Origin of the sequence: Paenibacillus sp. FSL H8-0282 (assembly GCF_037963825.1) — a bacterium.
Lineage (GTDB): Bacteria > Bacillota > Bacilli > Paenibacillales > Paenibacillaceae > Paenibacillus_AQ > Paenibacillus_AQ odorifer.
This window is the reverse complement of sequence record NZ_CP150146.1, coordinates 2793436-2817027: the sequence shown is the minus strand read 5'-3', so window position 1 is coordinate 2817027 and position 23592 is coordinate 2793436. Positions and strand designations below refer to the sequence as shown.

25 protein-coding genes are annotated in these 23592 nt (G+C 43.4%); 8 read left to right on the top strand and 17 right to left on the bottom strand.

The window, feature by feature from the left end:
• Window positions 1-66 precede the first annotated feature (66 nt).
• Window positions 67-1425: an extracellular solute-binding protein gene (locus tag NST94_RS12205; RefSeq protein WP_076301825.1), complete on the bottom strand. Its 1359-nt coding sequence runs from the start codon at window positions 1423-1425 to the stop codon at window positions 67-69.
• Between the two features lie 270 nt (window positions 1426-1695).
• On the opposite strand from NST94_RS12205, the gene NST94_RS12200 reads away from it, so the two are divergent.
• Complete coding sequence (locus NST94_RS12200) at window positions 1696-1908, top strand: hypothetical protein (RefSeq protein WP_076125931.1); 213 nt, start codon at window positions 1696-1698, stop codon at window positions 1906-1908.
• 78 nt (window positions 1909-1986) lie between these two features.
• Here NST94_RS12200 and NST94_RS12195 read toward each other — a convergent pair whose 3' ends face one another.
• From NST94_RS12195 to NST94_RS12185, 3 genes are all read right to left on the bottom strand, one after another.
• Window positions 1987-2148 (bottom strand): hypothetical protein, encoded by a 162-nt coding sequence (locus tag NST94_RS12195; RefSeq protein ID WP_172628809.1) that lies wholly within the window; start codon window positions 2146-2148, stop codon window positions 1987-1989.
• A gap of 169 nt (window positions 2149-2317) precedes the next feature.
• On the bottom strand, window positions 2318-2911 hold the full coding sequence (locus tag NST94_RS12190; protein ID WP_076125930.1) for a TIGR00730 family Rossman fold protein: 594 nt from the start codon (window positions 2909-2911) through the stop codon (window positions 2318-2320).
• Window positions 2912-3000: 89 nt separating this feature from the next.
• Window positions 3001-4503, bottom strand: coding sequence for a hypothetical protein (locus NST94_RS12185; RefSeq protein ID WP_280775660.1), 1503 nt, complete (start codon window positions 4501-4503; stop codon window positions 3001-3003).
• A 251-nt stretch (window positions 4504-4754) separates the two neighbouring features.
• On the opposite strand from NST94_RS12185, the gene NST94_RS12180 reads away from it, so the two are divergent.
• The gene (locus NST94_RS12180) at window positions 4755-5426 is read left to right on the top strand and encodes a tetratricopeptide repeat protein (RefSeq protein WP_076218208.1); all 672 of its coding nucleotides are present in this window, start codon (window positions 4755-4757) and stop codon (window positions 5424-5426) included.
• 81 nt (window positions 5427-5507) lie between these two features.
• On the opposite strand, the gene NST94_RS12175 is transcribed toward NST94_RS12180, so the two are convergent.
• The 5 genes from NST94_RS12175 to rpiA form a co-directional block, all read right to left on the bottom strand.
• The gene (locus NST94_RS12175; protein WP_280752791.1) at window positions 5508-8669 is read right to left on the bottom strand and encodes an MMPL family transporter; all 3162 of its coding nucleotides are present in this window, start codon (window positions 8667-8669) and stop codon (window positions 5508-5510) included.
• On the bottom strand, window positions 8666-9121 hold the full coding sequence (locus NST94_RS12170) for a MarR family transcriptional regulator (protein WP_038570382.1): 456 nt from the start codon (window positions 9119-9121) through the stop codon (window positions 8666-8668). The genes NST94_RS12175 and NST94_RS12170 overlap by 4 nt, the downstream gene beginning before the upstream one ends.
• Window positions 9122-9292: 171 nt before the next feature.
• Window positions 9293-9733, bottom strand: coding sequence for a GNAT family N-acetyltransferase (locus NST94_RS12165; protein ID WP_076189899.1), 441 nt, complete (start codon window positions 9731-9733; stop codon window positions 9293-9295).
• A 3-nt stretch (window positions 9734-9736) separates the two neighbouring features.
• A complete protein-coding gene (locus NST94_RS12160; RefSeq protein ID WP_081387717.1) occupies window positions 9737-10213 on the bottom strand; it encodes a VanZ family protein in 477 nt (158 codons plus the stop codon).
• Window positions 10210-10890 (bottom strand): ribose-5-phosphate isomerase RpiA, encoded by a 681-nt coding sequence (gene rpiA, locus NST94_RS12155; RefSeq protein WP_139329845.1) that lies wholly within the window; start codon window positions 10888-10890, stop codon window positions 10210-10212. The genes NST94_RS12160 and rpiA overlap by 4 nt, the downstream gene beginning before the upstream one ends.
• Window positions 10891-10971: 81 nt before the next feature.
• On the opposite strand from rpiA, the gene NST94_RS12150 reads away from it, so the two are divergent.
• Window positions 10972-11169, top strand: a complete 198-nt coding sequence (locus tag NST94_RS12150) for a hypothetical protein (RefSeq protein WP_076189897.1) — start codon at window positions 10972-10974, stop codon at window positions 11167-11169.
• A 151-nt stretch (window positions 11170-11320) separates the two neighbouring features.
• Here the strand turns inward: NST94_RS12150 and NST94_RS12145 are convergent, their stop codons facing one another.
• Window positions 11321-11776 carry a hypothetical protein gene (locus NST94_RS12145; RefSeq protein WP_076189896.1) on the bottom strand — a complete coding sequence of 152 codons (456 nt, stop codon included), beginning with the start codon at window positions 11774-11776 and terminating at the stop codon, window positions 11321-11323.
• A gap of 230 nt (window positions 11777-12006) precedes the next feature.
• Between NST94_RS12145 and fsa the strand changes: the two genes are divergently transcribed.
• Window positions 12007-12654, top strand: coding sequence for a fructose-6-phosphate aldolase (fsa, locus tag NST94_RS12140; RefSeq protein WP_036686257.1), 648 nt, complete (start codon window positions 12007-12009; stop codon window positions 12652-12654).
• A gap of 56 nt (window positions 12655-12710) precedes the next feature.
• Here fsa and NST94_RS12135 read toward each other — a convergent pair whose 3' ends face one another.
• From NST94_RS12135 to NST94_RS12125, 3 genes are all read right to left on the bottom strand, one after another.
• Entirely contained in the window at window positions 12711-14024 is a 1314-nt protein-coding gene (locus tag NST94_RS12135) for an MFS transporter (protein ID WP_081383235.1), read from the bottom strand.
• A 132-nt stretch (window positions 14025-14156) separates the two neighbouring features.
• Window positions 14157-16508, bottom strand: a complete 2352-nt coding sequence (gene helD / locus NST94_RS12130; protein ID WP_076183442.1) for an RNA polymerase recycling motor HelD — start codon at window positions 16506-16508, stop codon at window positions 14157-14159.
• 219 nt (window positions 16509-16727) lie between these two features.
• Window positions 16728-17771: an aromatic acid exporter family protein gene (locus tag NST94_RS12125; protein ID WP_076125912.1), complete on the bottom strand. Its 1044-nt coding sequence runs from the start codon at window positions 17769-17771 to the stop codon at window positions 16728-16730.
• A gap of 184 nt (window positions 17772-17955) precedes the next feature.
• On the opposite strand from NST94_RS12125, the gene NST94_RS12120 reads away from it, so the two are divergent.
• Window positions 17956-18459 (top strand): hypothetical protein, encoded by a 504-nt coding sequence (locus NST94_RS12120; RefSeq protein ID WP_076183438.1) that lies wholly within the window; start codon window positions 17956-17958, stop codon window positions 18457-18459.
• A 68-nt stretch (window positions 18460-18527) separates the two neighbouring features.
• Here NST94_RS12120 and NST94_RS12115 read toward each other — a convergent pair whose 3' ends face one another.
• Entirely contained in the window at window positions 18528-19082 is a 555-nt protein-coding gene (locus NST94_RS12115) for a phosphatase PAP2 family protein (RefSeq protein WP_339282009.1), read from the bottom strand.
• A gap of 198 nt (window positions 19083-19280) precedes the next feature.
• Here NST94_RS12115 and hfq point away from each other — a divergent pair, with 198 nt between their 5' ends.
• Window positions 19281-19502: an RNA chaperone Hfq gene (gene hfq, locus NST94_RS12110; protein ID WP_036686247.1), complete on the top strand. Its 222-nt coding sequence runs from the start codon at window positions 19281-19283 to the stop codon at window positions 19500-19502.
• 136 nt (window positions 19503-19638) lie between these two features.
• Here hfq and NST94_RS12105 read toward each other — a convergent pair whose 3' ends face one another.
• Complete coding sequence (locus NST94_RS12105; protein WP_076217722.1) at window positions 19639-20745, bottom strand: lactonase family protein; 1107 nt, start codon at window positions 20743-20745, stop codon at window positions 19639-19641.
• Window positions 20746-20952: 207 nt separating this feature from the next.
• Here NST94_RS12105 and NST94_RS12100 point away from each other — a divergent pair, with 207 nt between their 5' ends.
• Together NST94_RS12100 and NST94_RS12095 are read left to right on the top strand one after the other, a co-directional pair.
• Complete coding sequence (locus NST94_RS12100; RefSeq protein ID WP_036686243.1) at window positions 20953-21288, top strand: hypothetical protein; 336 nt, start codon at window positions 20953-20955, stop codon at window positions 21286-21288.
• Between the two features lie 185 nt (window positions 21289-21473).
• Window positions 21474-22631: a peptidylprolyl isomerase gene (locus tag NST94_RS12095; protein WP_076125905.1), complete on the top strand. Its 1158-nt coding sequence runs from the start codon at window positions 21474-21476 to the stop codon at window positions 22629-22631.
• Window positions 22632-22715: 84 nt separating this feature from the next.
• Here the strand turns inward: NST94_RS12095 and NST94_RS12090 are convergent, their stop codons facing one another.
• Window positions 22716-22910 (bottom strand): hypothetical protein, encoded by a 195-nt coding sequence (locus tag NST94_RS12090; protein ID WP_036686240.1) that lies wholly within the window; start codon window positions 22908-22910, stop codon window positions 22716-22718.
• Between the two features lie 71 nt (window positions 22911-22981).
• Window positions 22982-23581, bottom strand: a complete 600-nt coding sequence (locus NST94_RS12085; RefSeq protein ID WP_076125903.1) for a nitroreductase family protein — start codon at window positions 23579-23581, stop codon at window positions 22982-22984.
• Window positions 23582-23592 lie beyond the last annotated feature (11 nt).

Here is a 23592-nt window from a genome sequence, read left to right as displayed (position 1 = left end):
CCGAATTCACAGAGAATGTTTCACTCTATGAATCCGGACCTTCTAGAAATTGAATTTCATAGGTTTTTAGCTGCGTTCAGCCAATGTTTTCGCTTGTTTTACTGCTTCGTTCCATTCTTTGGTCGGATCTGCTTTTTTCTCCAGCACATTTTTCAAGGCGTTTTTGAAGAAGGTATCGGTTTGGTCATGAAGTGGACCGTAGTATACAGGTTTTACCCGGTTTGCTGCTTTACCGAATTCTACAGCGGTTTGTTGTCCACCGAAGAAATCATCTTTGAAATCTACGAATGCAGGATCTTCATACAGGGCAGGAATGGAAGGCATAAGGCCTTTGGTTTTGAAAGATTCCAGTTGGTTTTCCTTGTTATCCATCCATGCGATAAAGTCATAAGCTTCTTTCGAGTGTTTGCCTTCTTTTGGCAGCGTCAGGAACGAGCCACCCCAGTTACCAGCACCTTCAGGGAGCTGAGCAATTTTCCATTTGCCAGAGGAGTCTGGAGCATTACTCTTAACATTTCCCGCCATCCAAGCTGGTCCCATAACTACTGCAAATGAACCGTCGTTCATGCCTTGACCCCATTCAGGAGACCAGAGCATAACATTGCTGATCCAGCCTTCTTGAATACCTTTAACCGTGAAATCATAAGCTTTTTTGACTTGCGGATTGGTATCTCCGATAAAGCTGCCATCAGCTTTGCTGAAATAGATTTCATCGGCAGATTGGTCACGCAAAGCATTAAAGGTAAGATCCGTAAGGTCTACAAATGGTTTGCCTGTTTTATCTTTAAAAGCTTTGGCAACAGCTGCGAACTTATCCCAAGTATCAATAGCAGCGCCGAATCCTTCTGAATCACTTGGCAGCCCAGCTTCTTCAGCCAAATCTGTGCGGTAATATACAACCGTTGGGCCGATATCTGTTGGAAGACCTAGCTGGAAGCTGCCATCTACGGAAGAAGCTTGTTTCCATTTCCAATCCAGATAGTTGGCTTGAATATCTTTGGCACCCAGATCATTCAGGTTATAGAACTTGTCCTGAGCGTTGATGAAACGTTCCATGAAACCGATTTCAAGTTGGAAAATATCAGGCGCACCCGATCCAGCCGACAAAGCAGTGGTCAAATTATTATGGTGAGCGGTTTGGTCACCGGTATTTTGCACTTTGATCGTAATGTTTGGATGTTCCTTAGTGTACTCCTTCGCTAAATCCTCGTAGTTCACGTTACCCAGTGTCCAGAAAGAAAGTTCGATTTTCTCAGCCGGTTCTGTTCCCTCATCCTTAGTAGGTTCACTTGTGCTTTCTGCGTTGTTACCTGCATTTTTGTTTGATATGTTGTTGTTCTCGGCGTTGTTGCCTCCGCATGCTGCCAGTGAACCTACGAGCATGATAGCGACTAACGATAGCGCCAAGTGTTTTACTTTATTCATTCCCCTGTACCCCTTTCAAAGGTTTCTCTTACAAGAATTAGTGTACAGGGTTTAAATTCTTTTTTTGAGGAGGTAAACTTCCGATTTATGGTGGAAATAATTACGAAACCATTCATATCTATGTTATGTCTAAGGAGGGAATATAAAATTTCGTCCAAATATGTTCCTCACAGAATACTTGTACTTCATCTTAAATTGGATTTCTTGTGCTTCCGCAGGTATACTATTTTTATTTCTTACTTCATTACATGATCAAAGGAGTTTTTTCCCATGCCCATTAACCGCCCGCTGCTAAGCGACAGCGATTTCCAAGAAGCCGTTGACCGCAAATTACCTGTTCGTGTATTTCAGGACGATCATTTAGTAAATTCAGGAGCAACCGTTGTCCGCTTCACTGATTTCGATGTTGTTATTCAATCTAGAGTTAGTGATCTGACTTACTACTCACGCAAGAGCTGCGAATTTTTTGAGGTTAGACCCTAAAGAAAGCCGGAATGCAATGATCTCTAGGATCATCGCGTTCCGGCTTTCTTTAACAGACATAGGGTATAGCTTTCATCTTTAATTTTTGTTGTAGGTGCTGTACGCTTTCATTTTCTCATTCAGAACTTCCTGGAAACTCATTCTCTTCTTGTCTGCTTTTCCTTGCTTGGGATTGACCACGGGCTGAGGTCTAAAAAACTGATGATTGTAAGCCATAAGATTATGTACGATCACATTCATTGGATTTCAACCTCCTTCCGTGATGTTCCTGAAATTTGCATTTCTGCTTGGTTACTTACGGCTTATTTACCCATCTTCTCCAAAGTTTAAACAGTTTTATCTCTTCTAATGTCAAAAAACCTCCAAGCCATATAAAAATAGCTGGAGGTTGTTCATATTTCTTATTGCTCTAGCGCTGAGACGGGAACCTTGCTTTCCCCTTCTCATCATTATTATGATCCACTCGCCCTCTCATCAGTTCAAGCAGATATTCGGGTTCTGAGTTCATATGCAGCATTTGAAGTGCAGTTTTTGGTGCAAAACCTTCAGCCACACTATGGGAGATCAAGGCTTGCAGTGGATTAAAATAACCTCGAACATTCAGCAGCCCTATAGGCTTCTGATGAATACCAATCTGCATCCAGCACAGAATTTCAAATAGCTCATCGAAGGTTCCAAGACCTCCCGGCAAAGCAATAAAAGCATCCGCCATACCGCTCATTACCGCCTTACGTTCATGCATACTGGAGACCTCAATCAGATTCGTCAATCCGGAGTGTCTGATTTCATCTTGAAAAAGATCCACTGGCATAATTCCTACAGCTTCGCCACCATTAGCGAGTACCCCGTCCGCAACCTGTCCCATAAGGCCATTCCGCGAACCTCCATAGACCAACCTACAGCCTTGTGCCGCTATATGATAACCTAATTCCCTAGCCATTTCCGTATATTCAGAGTTAAGACCTGGATTCGATCCGGCAAACACACATATTGTAAAAGCCATTCCTATCACTCCAGACTGGTTATTATGGTGAAATTGAGATTAATTCACTTATTGTACCTCAGAATATTAATATATGTGTTAAATGTAAGTCATCTTTTTGTTTGTAATGTTAATTGGTACAGCGTACTATTCCACTCCGCAAATAGACCTGTAGCTTTGGCCAAAGCCGCTGCTGGCACTAGAGAAGTGTAGCTTACTTTAATGGATTCTGCTGACGGTAATGAAATTTTCTTCCCAGCTTTCGTCAACGTCAGTTCCCCCTCCAAAGACAGGGTATATCCCAGACTTTCTGCTACATCCCTAATCGGTACTTTTACACTTCCATCCATAAAAATAGCAGACTGTGCGGAATCCATTTTTTGACCATCTACAATTACAGTAACAGGCTTTAAAATAGGAGATATAGTAAAAGGACGTGAATCAACCGCGCTAATTCCGAGTTGACCAAACCTATTTGTTCCCCAAGCCACAGCTGTTCCATCCTTCAGGACTGCATACTTACTATTCTCACCCATGGCAAAAGAAACAGGATCACTCAATCCTTTTATTAACTTAGGCTGCGTAAAAACTAAACGGTTGTCGGTTGTTGGTTGGGTACTCCAAGTCCACACGGTGCCATCTTTTTTAACAGCTGCAAAGTTGTCTAAATCCAGCGTAAGTTTTGAGATCGTTTTTACGGCTGTAATCTTTTGCAGACCTTGTAGTGAGGTACCAGCTTTCCATACCCAGTATTCTCCTTTTTTATTGCCAACAAGATTGAACCCGTTTTTCGTCTGGACAGATACAATATCCGTAAGACCTGGCATCTTGCTCATCGTGACTTCGTTATAATTATTGCTGTCAATAGTTCCCCAGACGCTCCCGCTCTCGGTTAAAGCCAGTATACTGCGATCGCTCATAGAGACGGACTTTACATGGTATAAATCCTTAACTGGGGTCGGTTTCTTCATCACATTCGTGTTCTCTGTTTGCGGGATAGCACTCCAAATCCACAGCGTACCGTTAGTTCGAATGGCGGCATGATAAATACTGCTTCCGATCCACTTCACTTCGCTCAAACCCTGTACCTTAGTGGCAGCAGGCAGCTCTGTATAGCCCACATCTGAAGCTTCTGGAGGATTCCACTGGAGTAGACTTCCATCGTTTCTCAAAGCTAATGCACTATGCAATCCTGACGATATACTAACCACATCACTCATTCCTGAGATCCCTTGAGGAAGCAGAACCTTGTGTTGTTTAGCACTTGCCCCATTGCCAGCTTCTGCTACACTCTTATCCCGATAATCTCCCCAAGCCTTAACCGTACCGTCTTCGTTCAGCGCTACATAGTACGCTTCGCCGATCGCCAGCTGTTTCGTATGTTCAAGCCCAGCTATTTTATGGGGAGTAATCGTCCACCCCTCAGGCCCGGCGGTACCATTAGCAAATTGACCAAAAACATTACTCCCCCAGGACCAAACATCTCCGTCAGTTCCCACCGCAAAAGAGCTTCCACCCCAGAAGCCAGGCGAAGCAACAATCTCCTTAATCCCACCCAACTTTCCAGGTGATGGAGCCGCACTTATAACTTGAGGGACAGACAATGCAGTCACCAGACTTGAACAAACCAACAAACTAAACAGCCTTAGCTTCCTTGAAAATAAGTGCATCTTGATTTTCCCTTCTTATGATATTATTGTAATTATTATTTCTATTACACTAAGACGCTATAAAGCTGACAAAAGTTGTAGTTTATCTTAAATCCCGGGATTCAGATTGGTTTGAATTATGATATAATTACGCTGCCTTAGATCTACTCTTATTCAACCGCAATACCGGAACCAAATGATCATGGAGGGAAATCATGCTTAAATTTATAGGTATTATGATGCTTTTCAGATTAGTGGGCAACCCTTTTCTGGCTTTATTCATCCTGCTTGTTATCTTATATTTCTTAGATCGGCGATACGTGGGAATTTTCCCTAGTATTACAAAGCCCTTCAAACGGGTGCGGCAAATCTCCAAGCTGCGCACAACAGTATCATTGAATCCAAATGATGTTTCTGCTAAATTTGATTTAGCCCGGAATCTGTCAGAACGTAAAAAATACAAGGAAGCCAAGGATATCCTGCTGCAGATCGAAGACCGTTACGAACAATCTGCAGAATATTGGGTGGAGCTGGGTCATGTGAATCTTAAGCTGGGCGCTTTGGAAGAAGGCGAAGATCAGATGCTTCGAGGTCTAGAAATCAACCGAAAAGCCCAATATGGTCAGCCATATCTTCGGTTAGCGGAAACCTTTCGCCATACAAATCACGATAAAGCGTTGCATTACGTTACTCAATTTCAAGAGATTCAATCTTCCTCTAGTGAAGCCTATTATTTAGCCGGCTCCATGTACAAAGCACTGGGCAGAACTGAGGATGCTAAACGTGCTTTCGACGAATCCACCGCCATTTACCGTTCGCTACCCAAATATAAAAAACGGCAAGAACGCGGCTGGGCGTTACGTAGCTTTTTTGCCAAAATGAAATAAACTTTGTACTTATATTTTCACAAAAAAACCTCTAGCCGCCTATTTAGGCAAACACTAGAGGTTTTTTGCTGTGTAGAGTGATTACATGTTTACATCTTGTTTAGTGGGTTCTCCACTTTGTTTGACCGCAAATGGCCACCAGTTCCCACGGCCGAAGATCCGCACCATAACAGGAACAAAAAACGGCAAGAAGATTAGTGCATACAAGGCCAACCCTACAAGCACCACTGTTGCAATCTGCATCATCGACAATACCCCTGAAGGGTACATCGATGCGAAGGTGCCGCCCAAAATAACTACCGCCGAAAGAATGACTGTTCCCATATTGCGCATAGCATGCAGGATCGCTTCCCGTACATCCCATGTTTTATATTCGTTAAAGCGGGCCATTAAGAAAATACTATAATCTACACCAAGTGCAATCAGCATAACAAAGCTGAAGAATGGCGTTGTCCAGGTAATCCCTTCAAAGTGCAGAAGGTGAACGAATATAGCCTCTGTAACACCCAATGCTGAAAAATAAGTAATCAAAAGAGAAATAATAAGGTAAATCGGCATTACGATTGAACGAAGCAGCAACACCAAGATAATGAAGATCCCACCCAGCATCAAAATTACTGTACGTGTGTAGTCTTCGTTGGAAATATTACGTAAATCGTTCTGGCTGCTTGTAACCCCGCTGATTGCAGACTCTGCATTTTCCAGCTTCGTTCCTTTCACTGCACGATCTACTGCTGCTTGAATATCATCAACACTGTCAATAGCTTCTGAACTATATGGATTCTCAGTGAATACTACATCCAGCGTCATTACCTTACGGTCGTCAGACAAGTAGGTATTAAATACCTGCTCTATACCTTCAGCTTCAAGAGCCTCAGCCGGTACAAAAAATCCACTCAGCTCATCATCCTTAGCCGCTTGAATCTGATTCAAATAATCTTGTGCAGAGCCCAGCCCACTGGTAATTTGTTTCAAGCCGTTTGCACTGTCGCTTAAACCAGTAGTTAAGGCTCCTATCTGCCCAGTTAATTGACCAAAACCATCCGCAAGCTGCTGCTGTCCGCCTTGCAATTGATCTAGTCCACTAGTAATGGATGGAATTTTATCTACGATCTGTCCTTGGCCTGCTGCGGCCTGCTCCAGCCCATATTGCAGCTGACCGATGCCCGCAACAAGCTTAGCTAAACCTTGTGCGAGTGCGGTTTGCCCTGCCGAAGCTTTGGCATAGCCAGCATTCGCCTCATTTAAGCCAGCTGCTGCTCCTTTAAGCTGCTCTGAGATCTGCCCGAGACCCGCTGCCAGCTGTGCTGCCCCAGTACCACTCTGCGTTACGGTGCCTTTAATGGTCAGGTAATTAACATCCTGCAGAATTTCCGGATAACTGCTCTCAAGACCATTAAAAGAACCATCCAGTCCCTTCAACGCTTCTGCCACACCTTGCAGCTGCTGCGGAAGCTGCCCAAGCCCTTGATTCAGCGCAGTTAAACCGCTGCCGATTTTTTTATATCCCTCCAGCAGCTTCGTATTGGCATCCGCAAGCTGCTTGGCACTAGCAGCTGCCTGTTGAAGTCCTGCTTTGATTTCTCCTGCACCAGCTGAGCCGCTTTTTATTCCGCTCTCAATACGTGCCAGCCCATCGCCTAACGCGACGATCCCATCTTTCAGTTCTGCTGTGCCTTCCGTCAGCTTAGCGCTGCCTTGAGCAGCCTCTGTAAGCTTAGGTGCATTTTCACTCAGCTGTTTACTAGCTTCAGACAATCCCGTTTGAATCTTGGTCAATCCCTCACTGGTCTGATCCAGACCGTCAGATAAAGTCCCCACCTGATTCGGGATTAAGAAATCACTGATCAGCTCTCCCGTTGGACGAGACATGCTGCGCACCGATTTTACGCTGTCCACTTTTTCCAGCTCGCGGCTGATTTTTTCTGCAAGTCCAAGATATTCTGAAGTATCCATCCGATCATCATTTTTGATTACGATCTTGCCAGGCATGGATTCACCCGGCCCGAAGCTATCCGAAATGATGTTAAATCCTTTTACCGAGGCATATTCTGAGCCAATTTCCTCCAAGCTGTTGAAGGACAGCTTTCCGCTATAGGTAACAAGGAACGGAGCTACGATTACTGCAACAATTAGCAGCGCGGCCCATGGTCTTTTTAAGGAAAAAGAACCTGCTGCTCCCCAAATACGGCTCTCACTGTGCTCCAGCTTGCCGCGTGAAGGCCAGAAGAGCTTTTTGCCAAGTACCGCCATGAAGAATGGAACTATGGTTACAAGCGCCAGCAGCATAACCGCAATCCCCACGGCAACGGCTACCGCCGAGCGATACAGAATGAATTTGGATAATCCAATCGCTACAAAACCTACGAATACCGCAAGTCCGGAATAGAACACCGTTCCCCCAGCCTTACGGTAGGTTGCAATAATAGCACTTTTGGTATCTTCTGCTGTCATCATTTCTTCTTTAAAACGACTAATTAACAGGATACAATAATCCGTACCAATCCCGAACATGACCGCAACCATAAAGATTTGAGTAAATGTAGATAATGGAAAATCATAACGGTCCACTAAAAAAGCCACAACGGACTGAGAAACAATATAGCTGAGTCCTACCGTCAGTAGCGGAACAAACGGTGCCACGAACGAACGGAATACCACGAACAGGATAAGTAAAATAAAGACTACCGTAATATATTCCGATTTCTTAAGCCCGGCTTCCGAGCTAGCAATCATATCCTCAGTAATCAAACCCTCACTGGTTAAATAATGATCCGCCTTAACATCTGTGAGTAATTCATCCACTTTATCAGGAAGTGCGGTGACAGACTCTCCTCCGCCCTTGATAGACAACGCCACCATTATCGTCTTGCCATCCTTGGCAATCAACGTTTCCTTAAGCTCACTTTGTGAAAAAGGATCGGTGATGGAATCGATCTGCAGCGTCTCCTTATTCGCAGCCAACTTCTCAACGCCCTGCTGGATACTAGCTGTTTCATCGGCTCCGATTCCCTCTGGATTATTGAATACAAGAGCTACCTGATGCAGTGTCTCTCCGCCCTTATCATTCGCCGCTTCCTTTAAGATTTCTGCCGCTCTAGATGAGGAATAGCCATCAGGTACAGTAACCTGCCCCTTCTCACGTACAAGATCAGAGAACGAAGGGGCCGTCATGACCAAAACTACGGCCACAGCGAGCCAGATTGCGATAACCGCCCATCTTGCTTTTAGAATCGTCTTCATGGATTCTTCCCTCCATCATCATTCTGAATTAAATTCGCCAGCTTCTCGAACATCATGACGAACATTTCAATATCCTTCTCTTCAAAATGAAACAAATACGGGGAAATCACTTCATGTACCTGCGTCTCCGCTGCTTCAAAAACTTTTTTTCCGTGCTCAGACATCGACAAATACACCTGGCGGCGATCATTCTCGTCACGAGTTCGCTCGATTATACCCGCTTGCACCAATCTGTTAATGATTGCAGTAATGGAGCTTTTACCCACGCAAAAAGATTCAGCAAGATATGTAGACGTACATTGTTCCTGAGCATTAATCAACCGAAGAATTTGATACTGATCATTCGTTGTCTCCGCAGCAATACTATCTTTAATTCTTGCTGCTACTTGTCTTGTCACAATCAAATAAGCATCCATGTAGCGATTGATCCAATGTTGCACTTCGTTATCCAAAGCTTCCTACCTCCAAAATATAGTTCAACTATCGAACAGTTTCATTGTCAAACTATAATACCTGCTTTTATAAAAGTCAATTGGCTTTTTTTCGGGCATTTAAAGGCAAAACGCAAAAAAAACAGGCCGAGATTCTTCTCGACCTGCCATTTTATGACCTTCAAAGACTTTTTAGTCCTCATCCTCGGTCTCTTCAACTTCGTATACACATCTTAACATTTCAATTCCGGCTTCATTCTCTCCTAAGCTGTACACCATGAACCCTAGACTGCGATAAAAATCTGCGGCGATTTCATCCTCAGTCTCAGCTACCAGATAACGCGGCTGACAAGTAGCGAGCAGCTCCAGAATCATTCCCCGTGCATAACCTTTCCCTCTATTCTCTGGCAAGACGGCAATATGCCGAATGTCCAAAGAACCGTCTTCGGTTTCTTCGAAACCTACAAGACCAAGCAGGAGTTCTTCTTCTTCCCAGCCATATAACTGCAGCCCGGCTTGTTCGCTGTACTCAGACGATGTCTGCTCCAACGCGTTGGGGTCATCAATGACCGCATACGTCAACAGCTCGTTCACCTCAGGCGAACCAATAAGGGATTTAAGATCTACCAACATTGTTCACATTCCTCCTTCTCTGTTGCTTCTGTACCCGATTCGAAACATACAGTAACCTGTCCATATCCCTAACATGTTTAACAATAGATCATCAATATCAAAGCTTCCGACATGCAGCAGCATTTGCAGAGACTCCAAAAGCAGGATGCAAGGAACAGCATATAAAGAGATTCTTTTCCAAGAAATTGGCCGTGTCTTTGCAAGTGGAATTAGTATACCAAATGGAATAAACACAACAACATTTCCAAGCAGATTCACAAACCGGCTGATCAGCGATAACCCGTTATTCATGTCGAAATAAAGTGACACCGTACGTAATGGAATCAAATTGTACTGAAGCGGGCCACCTGTATGGATCTCACGCCCAAAACCGATGAACATCCAATAGATAACAGTAGCACTATACAGAGTCAGCCCTATCCGTGTCAATGCTCTCAGCTTCCGTAAACTGCTAGATTCTCCAGATCTACGAATGATCAATTGCCCGGTTTAGCTTCTATAATTTCAATACTTCCATCTTTTTTACCCACAATAGCCATTGCTGCAATTCCAATAAATAAGCCGTGTTCCACAACTCCCGGAATACTTTGGATGGTCAGTGCCAGCTTCGGTGCGGACTCAATGACTTCGAACCGGCAGTCTGCGATGTAATTGCCGTTATCTGTCTTGTACAGCTCTTCTCCGCTACGACGCAATTCAGGATTGCAACCCAGCTTGGCAAGTTTAGCCACAGTCCATTCCCATGCAAAAGGAACAATTTCCACAGGCAGCGGGAATTTGCCAAGTGTGTTTACCACTTTACTCTCATCAGCAATAACGATCATACGAGTACTGTTACTCGCAACAATCTTCTCCCGAAGCAGCGCGCCACCGCCACCTTTAATAAGCTGTAGACTACTATCCAGCTCGTCCGCTCCGTCAATGGTCAGGTCCAGACTATCAATATCTCCAAAAGCTACGATTGGAATCCCAAGTTCACGCGCCTGTTCTTCGGAAGCACGGGAGGTTGCTACAGCGGTAATCTTTAGACCTTCACTGACGCGCTCACCAAGCTTGTTGATCGCCCAATAGGCAGTAGATCCAGTACCAAGGCCGATCTTCATGCCATCTTTTACAAATTCCACTGCTTTTTCCGCGGCTAATTGTTTAACATTGATACTCATTTTATTACCCCCATGTTATCCGTTATAATGATCTATGATGATGTTGAAATCACCTATTGTTCAGGAGGATTCCGGATGAGAACCGAAAACCAAATTCAATCTAAAATCAACGAATTGACACTGCAGCGCAGATCTCTGGAATCAAGATTAGCTTCATTAACAGAGAAAAGCCCACAGCAAGATAACCTACAAACTCAGCTCACTAGAGTTGAAGATATGATCATGATGCTGGAATGGGTGCTTAATGCACCCGTAGGGAGATATCATGCCTAAGTGCTGACTGGCATCCATTATTTTACCAATCAATGTGCCGGTAGCTGTGTTTAACATAAAACGCGATTGCTTCCGGCTGTTTGATTTTTTTTATATCCAAATTTGTATTATGCTTTGCGCAGAGCAAAAAATCAATATCTTTCACCCTACTCTATGTATATTGTAAATTCACTGCATCCTCTAGATTGAGAATCATCTCTTTTTCTGTGTGATTAGCCGTCCTGTGTAAGTAGGCTTTATGCTCAGAATACGCATTCAAAGGCATTGGCCTACTAATCTTCTCAAGCATATTACGCTCGACATCGGCCAGTAAGTAATCCCCTTTTCCCGCAGCAACTCTGCACAAAATAATCATAGCTACAGGCTTGCTCACAACAACCGCTCCATTCGACCGCGCAAATACAGTGTATTGAAATAACGGAATGGCCTCAGGTTCTTCAACACCAGCTGCACTAGATTGGTCAAAGATAGAATACATAAGGGAAGGATCACTTGATGCAGTACCGAGTTTCTTCTGATTAGACACCAACTTGCTGTTCTGGTAGGCAAGGAATCCCGTTGCTGCCAGCACAAGCACAAGTAAAATCACCAATATCGCATACATCATCCCATCCCCACCTCCCAACCAAAATAACAATTCCGGTTATATATTATCATGGAGGGAGGCCTAAGCCAATCTTATATTATCTGAAATTCAGCGCATACAGGTAATACTGATTCTATAAAGTTATTTTGAAATATTCAAAATAACAGTTGAAACTTTGATTTGCATGTCTCATAATGTAAATATGAATGTTGCTTGTCAATCCATATGGAAATCAAGGGAGGAAATTTAAAATGAAGTTTTTCTTGGATACCGGAAACATTGAAGAAATCAAACGTATTACTCGCCTAGGACTAGTGGATGGCGTAACGACTAACCCTTCGCTGATCGCTAAAGAAGGAAGATTGTTCAAGGATGTTATCAAAGAAATCGTTGCAATCGTTCCAGGACCTGTAAGCGCAGAAGTAATCGGACTTACAGCAGAAGAAATGCTTAAAGAAGCATACGAAATTGCTGAATGGGCTCCAAACGTTGTAATTAAACTCCCTATGACTGAAGATGGCTTGGAAGCTTGTTATGAGCTTACTAAAAAAGGCATCAAAACTAACGTTACACTAGTATTTTCCGCGGCTCAAGGTTTGATGGCTGCTAAAGCAGGCGCAACTTATATCTCTCCTTTCGTTGGTCGTCTGGATGATATCGGTGTTGACGGAATGAAGCTGATCAAGGATCTGAAGACTATCCTGACTAACTACAACTTGAAATCCGAGATCATTGCAGCAAGTATCCGCAACATTGCTCATGTTGAGCAAGCAGCTATTGCTGGTGCACACATCGCTACAATCCCAGGTTCACTTCTGCCAACCCTCTGGAAGCACCCGCTGACAGATAACGGTATTGAACGTTTCTTAAAGGATTGGGAATCTGTTCCACAAGCCTAAGAATATCTTTTATTCTTTTATCTAGAGGGCTATCCCACAAGCTGCGGCAACGCAGCTTAGGGATAGCCCTTTTTTCCATCCAGAGACATTGAGGAGGTTTGGCGAATACGTTTCGGCCAGATTGGAGGAATTACCTTCTCTGTGTCTTTAACGCCTGGCTCCCCCTTTTCCCCCTTACTCGGAGTTACTGCAAACAAGGTCAGCAATCCACCAATTGCCCCTACTGTAGCCATCAACGCAAACAAGACCCAATGCCCGCTGCTTAGCAGCAACGATACCACCGGTGGCCCCAACGCTACCCCTATAAACCTCATACTACTATAAAGAGCGGTGATTGTGCCGCTGTTCTCCTTCTCAATCCCCTCCGTGATTAAAGCATCCATACAGGGAAGTACAATTCCGATTCCAACACAGCCTAAACCCATAAACCCTACTAAAAAATAAATGCCTTTGTTGAATCCCGCACAAATCATCGCCGCAGTCAGTAACACCATGCCCCCAAAACCCAGCCATTTCATTAGCGTTTTATTCTGACCAATGATCTTTCCTGTTCCATAGGAGGACAGACATAAGAGGGCAAGCGGTATCGCCAACACAAACCCCTTCGTCGCCCCGTGCATTTTATATTTAGTTTCCAGCATTTCTGATAAATAGAATTGGACACCAAAGGTCACAAACATACAGATGCCGCCTATGGCAAAAATAGCATACAACCAACGTCCCTTTTTGCGTAAAACGCTCACAATTCCAGATAAAAACGCTCGAAGTTCCTGTTTCTCAGGTTCATCCTTTGCTTCGGGCTTTCGGACCAGAAATAAGACTAACAAAAATGAAATTAGACATAAAATGGGAATTGCAATAAAAGGAGCAAACCAGAGCCATATCCCAAGATAGGCACCAAGAATTGGACTGAGTACTTTACCAAACGTATTGGAGGTCTCAATGATTCCCAGACTTTTGCTCACATCTTCTTCTTCCTTGAACAAATCGCCTACAAAGGGGATTACAATTGGAAAAGCACCCGCTGCACCAATTCCTTGCAACAGACGCCCTGCTAAGATCACCCAATAAGCGCTAACCCCCTTCATAAACCAAGCAGCCACCACGCAGACAGCACCACCAATTGCAGCAATGATTAAACTCGGAAGAATAACCTTCTTTCGCCCAAAACGGTCTGACAGATAACCTGCAATAGGGATCATTACAATTGCCATCAATCCATACACGGTAATCAGCATACTGACTTGAAAAGCACTAATGCCGAGTTCTTTGGAGATCTGCGGCAGAATAGGCAGCAGCATGGAGTTACCGAGGGTCATTATTAGTGGGATTGATGCTAAGGCAAGCAGATCCCATTTTCTTTCCTTCATGAACTGACCACCTTTGTCATTGTGTACAACATTCTTTATTGTGGTTTGTTCGCCCTTCTTTATTCATGAAAACAAAAAGACCGTCCCTCCGCTGCTTCGGAAAGGACGATCTTAAAATGAAGAAATCTATGGTTACAGCGACCCGGCGCTTAAAGATGCCACATTAGCGGACGGTATAAAATGGCTAGGTTCACCCAGACTAAAAATGTGCAGCAAGTGCATAGCCCGAGTGCACGCCGTATAAAACAATTTGCGTTCACTTTCTCTGCCATATTGTTCAGCCGAGCCATCATAGATGACGACCGCATCAAACTCCACGCCTTTTGCTAAATAAGCAGGCAGAACCAGTGTCCCCTTCTGAAAATTCGGTGTTTCCTTTGTAACAAGTCTCACCGGCAGGCTACGATTCAGTTCAGCATGAACCCTTGCGCTTTCCTCCGCTGTTTTGCAGATGACAGCCACATAATGATATCCCTCAGAATGCAGCTTGCGGATATCCTGTTCCACAGCATTCAGAAGCTCCTTCTCGCTGGATACCACACTTAGCTGGGGCTCTTCTCCCCGCCGATTAAATGGTACGATTCGTTCTCCTCCAGGGATCATTGACCGCGTAAACTCCACGATCTCATAAGTTGAACGGTAGCTTTGGGTTAACGAGATCACTTCTGTGTTCTCTTCACCATATATACTTACGAGACTAGACAAATCCCCCAGTACCTCACCTTGCGCATAAATGGCCTGGTTCAGGTCGCCTAATACGGTCATTTTTGCTCTTGGAAATAAACGGCGCATGAACTCTAATTGGAATGGAGAGTAGTCCTGTACTTCATCTACAATCACATGGCGGATCAGTGTGTTGGTCCGGAAACCTTGGCTTAACTCCTTCAGATAAAGGAATGGCGTAGCATCCTCATAAGCAAGCTCGTTCACTCCAATGGATTCCAATGTCTGCTCACAGATATCATCCCACACCTCTGGTAAAGGATAATCTCCATTGAGGCGCGCCATAAGCTCGCGATCTGTAAATAACGTGCTGTACAAGCCCTTAACGTCCACAAATCGACCCCGTTTAGTCCAACCACGCAGTGGTTTGAGCCGCTGGCTGACTACATAACGAGATAACACTTCTTTTTCCGTATCAAAATCATCAAAGCTATCCTGCGAAGCTTTCTTCTTCCGACGCAACATCTGATATGCACGGTGATAATCGCTGGAATCCAGCAGCTCGATCTGATCTTCGACCCACTTCGCATTTCTTTCCTCATGAGTAAAATCTGCAATTTTCTTAAGCAGCCAGCGGATCATCAAATCCACACGATTTGCAAGCTTTATGGCAGGATCGTACGCGTAGAACTGGCGTTCCATTTCTTCTTTACTGACCACTGCTTTCCCTTGAAACATTAAAGGCTTAAAAAGCATACCCTCCTGTTCCAACAACGTAGCATACCGCCGAATCACATCAAGGAAAGGGACGGACGATTTATAGGCAATGCCTTCTCTGCGTATAGCCACCTCAGGACCCTCAGGAGCATTAAGTAAACTTTCGGTCTGACTAAAGACATCTTCCAGCAGGAATTCATGTCCAAGACGATGTTCTAAATACATTTGGAACGTTGTTTGCTGCATATTTTCTTCGCCTAGCTCCGGGAGCACTGTAGATACATAGCTGTTAAACAGCGGATTCGGTGAAAACAGCAGCATTTGATCTGCTGATAATACTTCACGGTATTTATATAGAAGATAAGCTACCCGCTGCAATGCAGCAGAGGTTTTTCCGCTTCCCGCTGCTCCTTGCACAACTAGCATCCGGCTTTTGTCGTTGCGGATTATCGCATTTTGCTCTTTTTGAATTGTAGCAACAATACTTTTCATTCGATCGTCAGCGCTATGACTTAGCACCTGCTGCAGCAGCTCATCCCCGATCGTAACCCCAGTGTCAAACATAACTTCAATTACACCGTCAGCAATAACAAACTGGCGTTTAAGATTCATTGTTCCGGAGACTAATCCTCCAGGTGTTTCATAAGCTGCAGGACCTGGTGCCCCGTCATAATACAGACTGGAGATCGGCGCACGCCAGTCATAGATCAAAAAGGTGCCATCATCCTCCATCAAGGATCCAATCCCTAGATAAATCTTTTCCAGCCCGCCCGTTGGTTCCTCTGTGAAATCAATGCGGCCAAAGTAAGGAGAGACAACCAGCTTTTTATATTTTTTCAGTGCCTTGCTTGATTGCAAATGATGACGTTCCCGTTCATTGAGGATTTGGGACTGTTGGCGAAGACTTGTTGAGGTTTCTCCCAAATCATCCGGGCTACTGAAGTTTACGGTTACCTCTTCCCAGAAGTCTTTCCGCATATCCACTACATCACTGCGATGAAGTCCAAGCTCCTCTGATAAATTGCGAATATGGGCGGACAAAAGCTTGGTTACTCCGTCAACCCGTTCCTGTTCCTCTTTCCACTGACTTTCATTGTTATCCACTACATTTCATCCCCTTTTGGAAGGTTGACATTCCATTTGCATCATGATATGATAAATTTGCATATTTATGTTTTTAAATGCATACTTATTCGATATCTTATCATTTTAGCAATTTCAGTTTGAGATTTCAAGTATTCTCTTAAATAGATGATCCGGTCCCTGTGGAACCGGATTTTTTGCTGTTACAAAGCTTATATGTTGCTCTTCACAAGGTTATGTTTAGGCTTCATGCACAGATTCTTTATCCTCCGCTATACGATTCATCTGATCGGCCACTTTATCTAAGCGCTCCAATTGATATCCGTAATCATAAATTGCAGCAGCCACAACATATAAACGCAGCTGACCTATTTTCTCTGCATTATACCCCAAAATCGCAGTATTCAGGAATTCATCATTGTCTTCTCCCAAGGGTTCGGATTCATTGGCATTGGGCTTTAATTTGTCTTCAAACTTAAGTAAGATGTGCTGATGATATTTGATTAAATGTTCCAAATGATTATCAAATAGAGCATCTGTATGTTCGGTCCGATCCGCCTGGAAATAATGCCGATCTACGGCCTCGAGAACATCGTAACCTTTTTGCAAAGAAGCTAACAGGTTCTTATACACAACCATTTGTCTAGTCTGGCTATACTTGGCCCGTTTTAACTGCTTCTGCTCCTCCTCAAACAATGCATACTTATCAGCCAACGATTTTATGGATGAATGCAAAGCATTTTTTTCATCACGAAATACACTTTCCTTCATCTCATGAGAAACCGCTGTTCTTAGCAATAAAGAGAGGCTTGAAAAAACATTCTCAATTTGCTTAATGTATTGCTTACGAGGTTTTGGAGGAACGACAATAATATTGATTAGAAATGCAGAAACAATACCTGTCAAAGTTAATAAAAAACGATTAAGTGCGAATTGCCATTCACCCGAAGCCTCCATCACTGTTATTACAGTAACTAACGTAAGACTTATCGTATCCGCCCGGTTGATTTTCATACTGATCATAATGACTAGAATACAGACCAAACCGACTGCTATTGGGCTGTTGGATAACAGCATCCCTCCAAGTAAAGCCAGGACGGCCCCCATTGTACTAGTCGTGAGCTGGTCAAGAAAATAACGCCAAGAGCGATAAATAGAGGGCTGCATAGCGAAAATCGCCGCAATCCCTGCACCCACGGCAGAAGGAAATTGAAGCATTACAGCTAAATACAGGGCTAGCGTAACGGCCAAACCTGTTTTAAATATGCGAGCTCCTAAAGCCAAACCTATCCCTCCTAAAAATTAGCCCACGCTACAATATGAACATCAGCGAACCCTCGTACTTCTAATTACCCCAGCCTGGAGTTGATGAATTTTAAGAACATTTAAGCTCTCACTCATGTTTCTTTCAGCTTTCAGGGAATACTAATTCGAGTAGTGCCTATCACATAACATACGAGGTGAGTGAATGAATAACAATATCAAAAGATTAATGACTTTCACGACCGTTATTTTTCTCAGCCTGTCTCCAGCTCTTGCGCCAATCGGAAGTGCTTCTGCTGAGAAAGTAACCCCTACAGCCACCGCACCTGGTGCCCATCCTTCAGAGAAAGGTCACGGTCACCATCCAGGAAAAGACGGAAAGGTTAGGGCTGGTGGACATTTCATTATTTTTGAAACGGCTAAACTGCTGGAAATGGATCGTACAGAGCTAATCAATAGCCTGAAAGCAGGCAAAACGCTCCCGCAGCTTGCTCTTGAGAAAAAAGGCTGGACGGAAGATCAATATATTCAGAAGCTCTGCGAATCGGCAAACCAACGGCTGGATCAAGCCATCACCGAAGGACGTCTGACAAAAGACGAAGCCCAAAAGCTTAAAGCAGGACTTCCTGCGATGCTGAAGCAAAGAATAAGCAAAATGGGGCAATTCCAGGATCGCAAAACATCTGAACAACATGTGACGACTCCTTAAACAATCCTCTTACACATAAAGACGGATATCTTCATGCGTTATGAAAGATATCCGTTTTTGTATCTATCCTACTTCTTACGCGAGCTCTTGTAGATTTGAAATAAACAAATGGACAACATCAGCCAAGCGCCACTAGCCATATATCCCCCAATTACGTCACTCGGGTAATGAACACCCAGATAGATACGGCTCCAGCCAATCCCCACGGTCATGAATACGGCGAACATTATTAATAAGACCCGTTCATGCCTCCGCCGCAGATGACGCCACAATAAAAAGGCAATAACACCGTACAAAGAGAATGCTGCCATGGAGTGCCCGCTCGGAAAACTATAACCAATCTCTTCAACAATGCGATGTAAATTCGGACGTTCTCTGTGAAAACATAACTTCATTATTGTATTCAAGAGCTGTGAGCCTAATCCAACCCACAGGAACAAGATTAATTCAAATCGGTGTTTCAGCAAAAAAAAGAGCAGTGCCATGGTAACGATAGATAGGCCAATAGCGATCTTAGAGGAACCAATCAGAGATAAACCTTTGGCGAATGAGGTCAACCCCGGTGATTCCGCTGATTGTACCCCATCAATAATATAGTTATCAAAGGTTGATACCTTATTCATACTTACAAGGACAGCTATAACGGCGAAACAAGCAGCAAACCCTAAAAAAAAGCGAAAAGCTCTAGACCAGTTCTGATAATAAAGCATAAATACCTCCATGTCTATTCAGGTGACTGTTGATCTCATTTCCAGTGAGGGACTAACCCATGTTATAATTATTGAGAGAAAAAAATTCACAGAAGATGGAGTGCTGCCAAAGTGGAGAGTTTAAAATTGCAAGAACGATTGTTGAACCAGTTCATTTCCACAAAGGTGCCTGTGACGATTTTTACGACGAATGGTGTGAAAATGCAAGGGCTCGTAACCTCGTACGATGCTTTCACAATCACTTTACAAGGTCAAGGTGATGGCAGGCAAAATGTACTATTCAAATCTGCAGTATCCACTATTGTACCTCTTAAGCCCGTTTCGCTCAAATAGTCTACTCCCTCATTCACCTCATCAACCAGATAATCACAGGCTTTTATTTTCAAAAAAAGGGAACACCGGACTTTATATCCGGTGTTCCCTTTAGCATTTCCCAAGATCACTGATTCACTCTTCAAATGGAGTAACTTTATACAGGAACATTTACGGGCTTCACACATACCGGTTTGGATACTTCAGCTGTATTTCCAGTAAATTCGAGTCGGCCACTAGCCGCTTCAATTGAAAATACAACCAGATTATTCGCATCACGATTTGCCACGATAAGATAAGCTCCATCTGGTGTCAATGCGAAGTGACGTGGATGTCCCCCACGAGTAGATACATATTCCAGATGTGTAAGCTTAGCAGATGCATTATCCACAGCATACACAGCGATATTATCAGCCCCACGGTTTGAAGCGTACAGATATTTTCCGTCCTTGGAAATGGCGATTTCAGCGCAAGTATTCTCTTCGTTAAAATCATCAGGCAGCGTCGGCACTGTATCTACAGTATGCAGAGTGCCTGCGGCACTGTCATATGTAAACGATGTAATGGTGGAATCCACCTCGTTAATTACATAAGCAGACTTTCCGTCTGGATGAAAAGTGAAGTGGCGTGGTCCCGCTCCTGGATGCAGCGCCGTATCACCATGCACTTCTAGCTTGTTGGTTTCTCTATTGATTCTATAGGCACGAATTAAATCAAGCCCAAGATCAGATACAAACACATACTGCCCGTCCGGACTGAAAATAGCGGAATGGGGATGAGGGCGGTCCTGCCGTTCAGGATGCTGGCCATGACCTGAATGTACGGCCACATCAACTAATTGATCCGCAGCTTTCTCTTCATTTAATTTGATCAAACCAACGCTTCCACCATGATAACTACATACAACAACGTATTCATCATTCAAATCTCTATTGATATGGCAGGTGGTTGTTTGACGGTTGCCAGAAGCAGGCATGGAGGGAATGCGTTTCAGTTCACTCAATTTCCCGTCTTTTGGATCAATGGCAAAGGTAACAACCTCGCCTTCTTTTCCACCCTCACCATTCGGTTTTTCTCCTATAGCATATAGACGTTTTTCAGCGGTATCTACATTAACAAAGGTAGGATTAGTTAAGCCCTGCACCGAATCCAGCAGCTTTAGCGTACCACCTGCAGCTCCATCGAATTCAAACACCTGCACTCCGCTTTCCGCGGCACTTGCATAAGAACCTGTAAACAGCAATAACTTATTCTGCTCATTCATCTCTATATTCCTCCTCAAAAGTATTGCTACTTCACACTCATTAGATGTGATCATCTATATAATCTACAATTTTTAAACGTTAATTACAAACGATAAAGTTAGAAATGTACGAAACAATTCAAAAATGGGTCTTTCCAACGATTAACTGTTGTGATATAATGAAAGCGCTAACATTAGTCTTTTATTCCGTATAAAGGGGGAACATGAATGAGTAGCATCCTGCTGGAAGCCAGAAATGTGTACGAGGACTTCGAGGTGGAAACAGACATTCTGTTCTTTAAGGTCGGGGACCATGATTTGGTCATTTTTCACGGCAGAAACTATAACATAAAAAAGAGAATGACTGCCGAGCAATTAAATCGATTGTTGTCCAATTCAAGTTATTATCATGTGTACGGTGGCTGTTATGTCAACCTGAACAAGATCAGCTCTATCGCAGATGACTGCATTTATTTCGGTGAAATGGGCCTGTATGCTAAAAACGTACGTGTCCCAAGACGAAAACAAGAAAGCATTCGTCATCTTCTGAAAGGACTGAAGTAGACATCTTATTCCCATTAGCCGGAAGGGCATGTTACTGATGCCATTTCCGGCTTTTTGCTTTTTATTAATAGAAACTTAAAAAGATCCTGCCTTTTTTTATACTTTCTTAAGGTTTAGGATTAGGATTTCTGTTAAAGTTGTAAATAGACAAGCAACACCTATATTGAAGGGAGTCATTACTAATAATGGACAAAAAAGATCTGAATGGAAATGAGAACTTAGAAAACAACGGTACCACGGAAGAAGAATTGAACACTTCCGAGATTATCAATGAAGAGGTTGAAGTAGCGCAAGTTGCTGCTGAGGAACCTGTGAATACAACAAAAGCAGACAGTATTCCAGTAATGAACAAAGTCGGTGCGAACAACGCTACGCCACCTACACCTCCGACTGCTCCTAGAAGCAATAAAGCTTGGATGATTGCCTCTATCGTATTAGCTGCAGCACTAATCATTGTTCTGGTCGTCCAAAAAGACGACAGCAAAAAAGCTGTTGCAACAGTAAACGGAACAAAAATCACAAAAGAACAACTTTATGATAAATTGATCGAAGCAGGCGGAGAAAGCACGCTGCAATCTATGATTACAACTGAGCTTGTTGATCAAGAGGCTAAAAAAGCTAACGTAACTGTTACAGATGAAGACATCAACACTGAACTTGAAGATCTTAAAGCACAATTCGGCGGAGAAGCTGCCTTTAATGCTGCTTTGTCCCAAAGCTCAATGACTGTAGACGACTTGAAAAAGCAAATGCCGCTGCAAGTAAAGCTGCGTAAAATCCTTGAGCCACAAGTCACTGTAACGGATGATGAAATCAAAGAATACTATGACACAAATAAAGCTACTTTCAGTGAAGAAGAACAAGTTCGCGCTTCCCACATTCTCGTTGAGACTAAAGAAGAAGCAGATGCAATTCTGAAGCAACTGAAAGAAGGCGCAGATTTCGCTACTCTTGCCAAGGAAAAATCCTCTGATACGGGTTCCAAGGATAATGGCGGAGATCTAGACTTCTTCAAACGTGGCGATATGGTAGCTGAATTCTCTGATGTAGCCTTTAAGCTAAAAGTTGGTGAAACCAGTGATGCTGTCAAATCCGATTATGGTTATCACATCATTAAAGTAACCGACCATAAAGATGCTAAAGACTATACACTGGAAGAAAAGAAAGATGAAATTCGTAAAACACTAGTTTCGCAAAAGGTTTCCACTCTGTCCTCCACTTGGATGTCAGAAACAACTGAAAAAGCAAAAATCACGAACACACTTACTGACGCTAAAGAAGATGCAGCTGCAACAGCTGAGCCAACTGCAAGCGCAGCAGCAGGAAATGAATCCACTAAATAATTGTGCCCGTCAAAAAGCAGGACAAGCGTTAATAAACGCTGTCCTGCTTTTTTTCATTTCTATGTTCAGGCCTTTGATTAAGCCTTAATGGCCTTTTTTACGGATTTGTTTATCGTGGTTCTCCCCCCACTCTTTCGCCTGCGCTGTGGCAATTGAAATCGCCCGCCCCTCCTCATAACCATCTTCGAGGAGCGCATTCGCAATATCGATTGCCTTATTGCGAACAGGTGCTGTGAAGTTCTTCAATGATTCTGGATAATCCTCTTTGTTCCATGGCATACCAAAAACCTCCTTAACCAGTCTATATACATACTTAGCCTGGTTAAGGAGGTTTCAAACGCTTATTTCACTTATTTAAAGACTTTAACACGATCTTCAATCGGTTGGAATTGTTTCTCACCAGCAGGAGTAACTGTTTTACCAAATGGCAATTGAGCAATCAATTTCCATTCTTGCGGGATGCCCCATGCTTCTTTTACTTCATCATCAATCAGTGGATTATAGTGCTGCAAGGATGCACCTACACCTGCTTCAGAAAGTGCTGTCCATACTACAAATTGCAGAATACCAGAGGATTGGTTAGCCCAAATTGGGAAGTTCTCAGCATATAGAGCGAAGTTCTCTTGCAGGCTCTTCACTACCGTTTGATCTTCAAAGAATAGTACGGAACCGTAACCTGCTTTGAAAGACGCTAATTTTTGCGCTGTTCCTTCAAATTGTTCGGCAGGAACGATTTTACGCAATGTTTCTGTAGTGATATCCCATAGCTTATCGTGTTGTTCTCCAAGAAGAACAACGGCTCTTGAGCTTTGGGAGTTGAAAGAAGTTGGGCTATGTAGCACCGCTTGTTCAACGATTTCTACAATTTGTGCATCCGAAATCGTAGATTCTTTACTAAGGGCATATATGGAACGTCTTCCTTTTACTGCTTCAAAGAAATTGTTAGACATAAAATAACTAC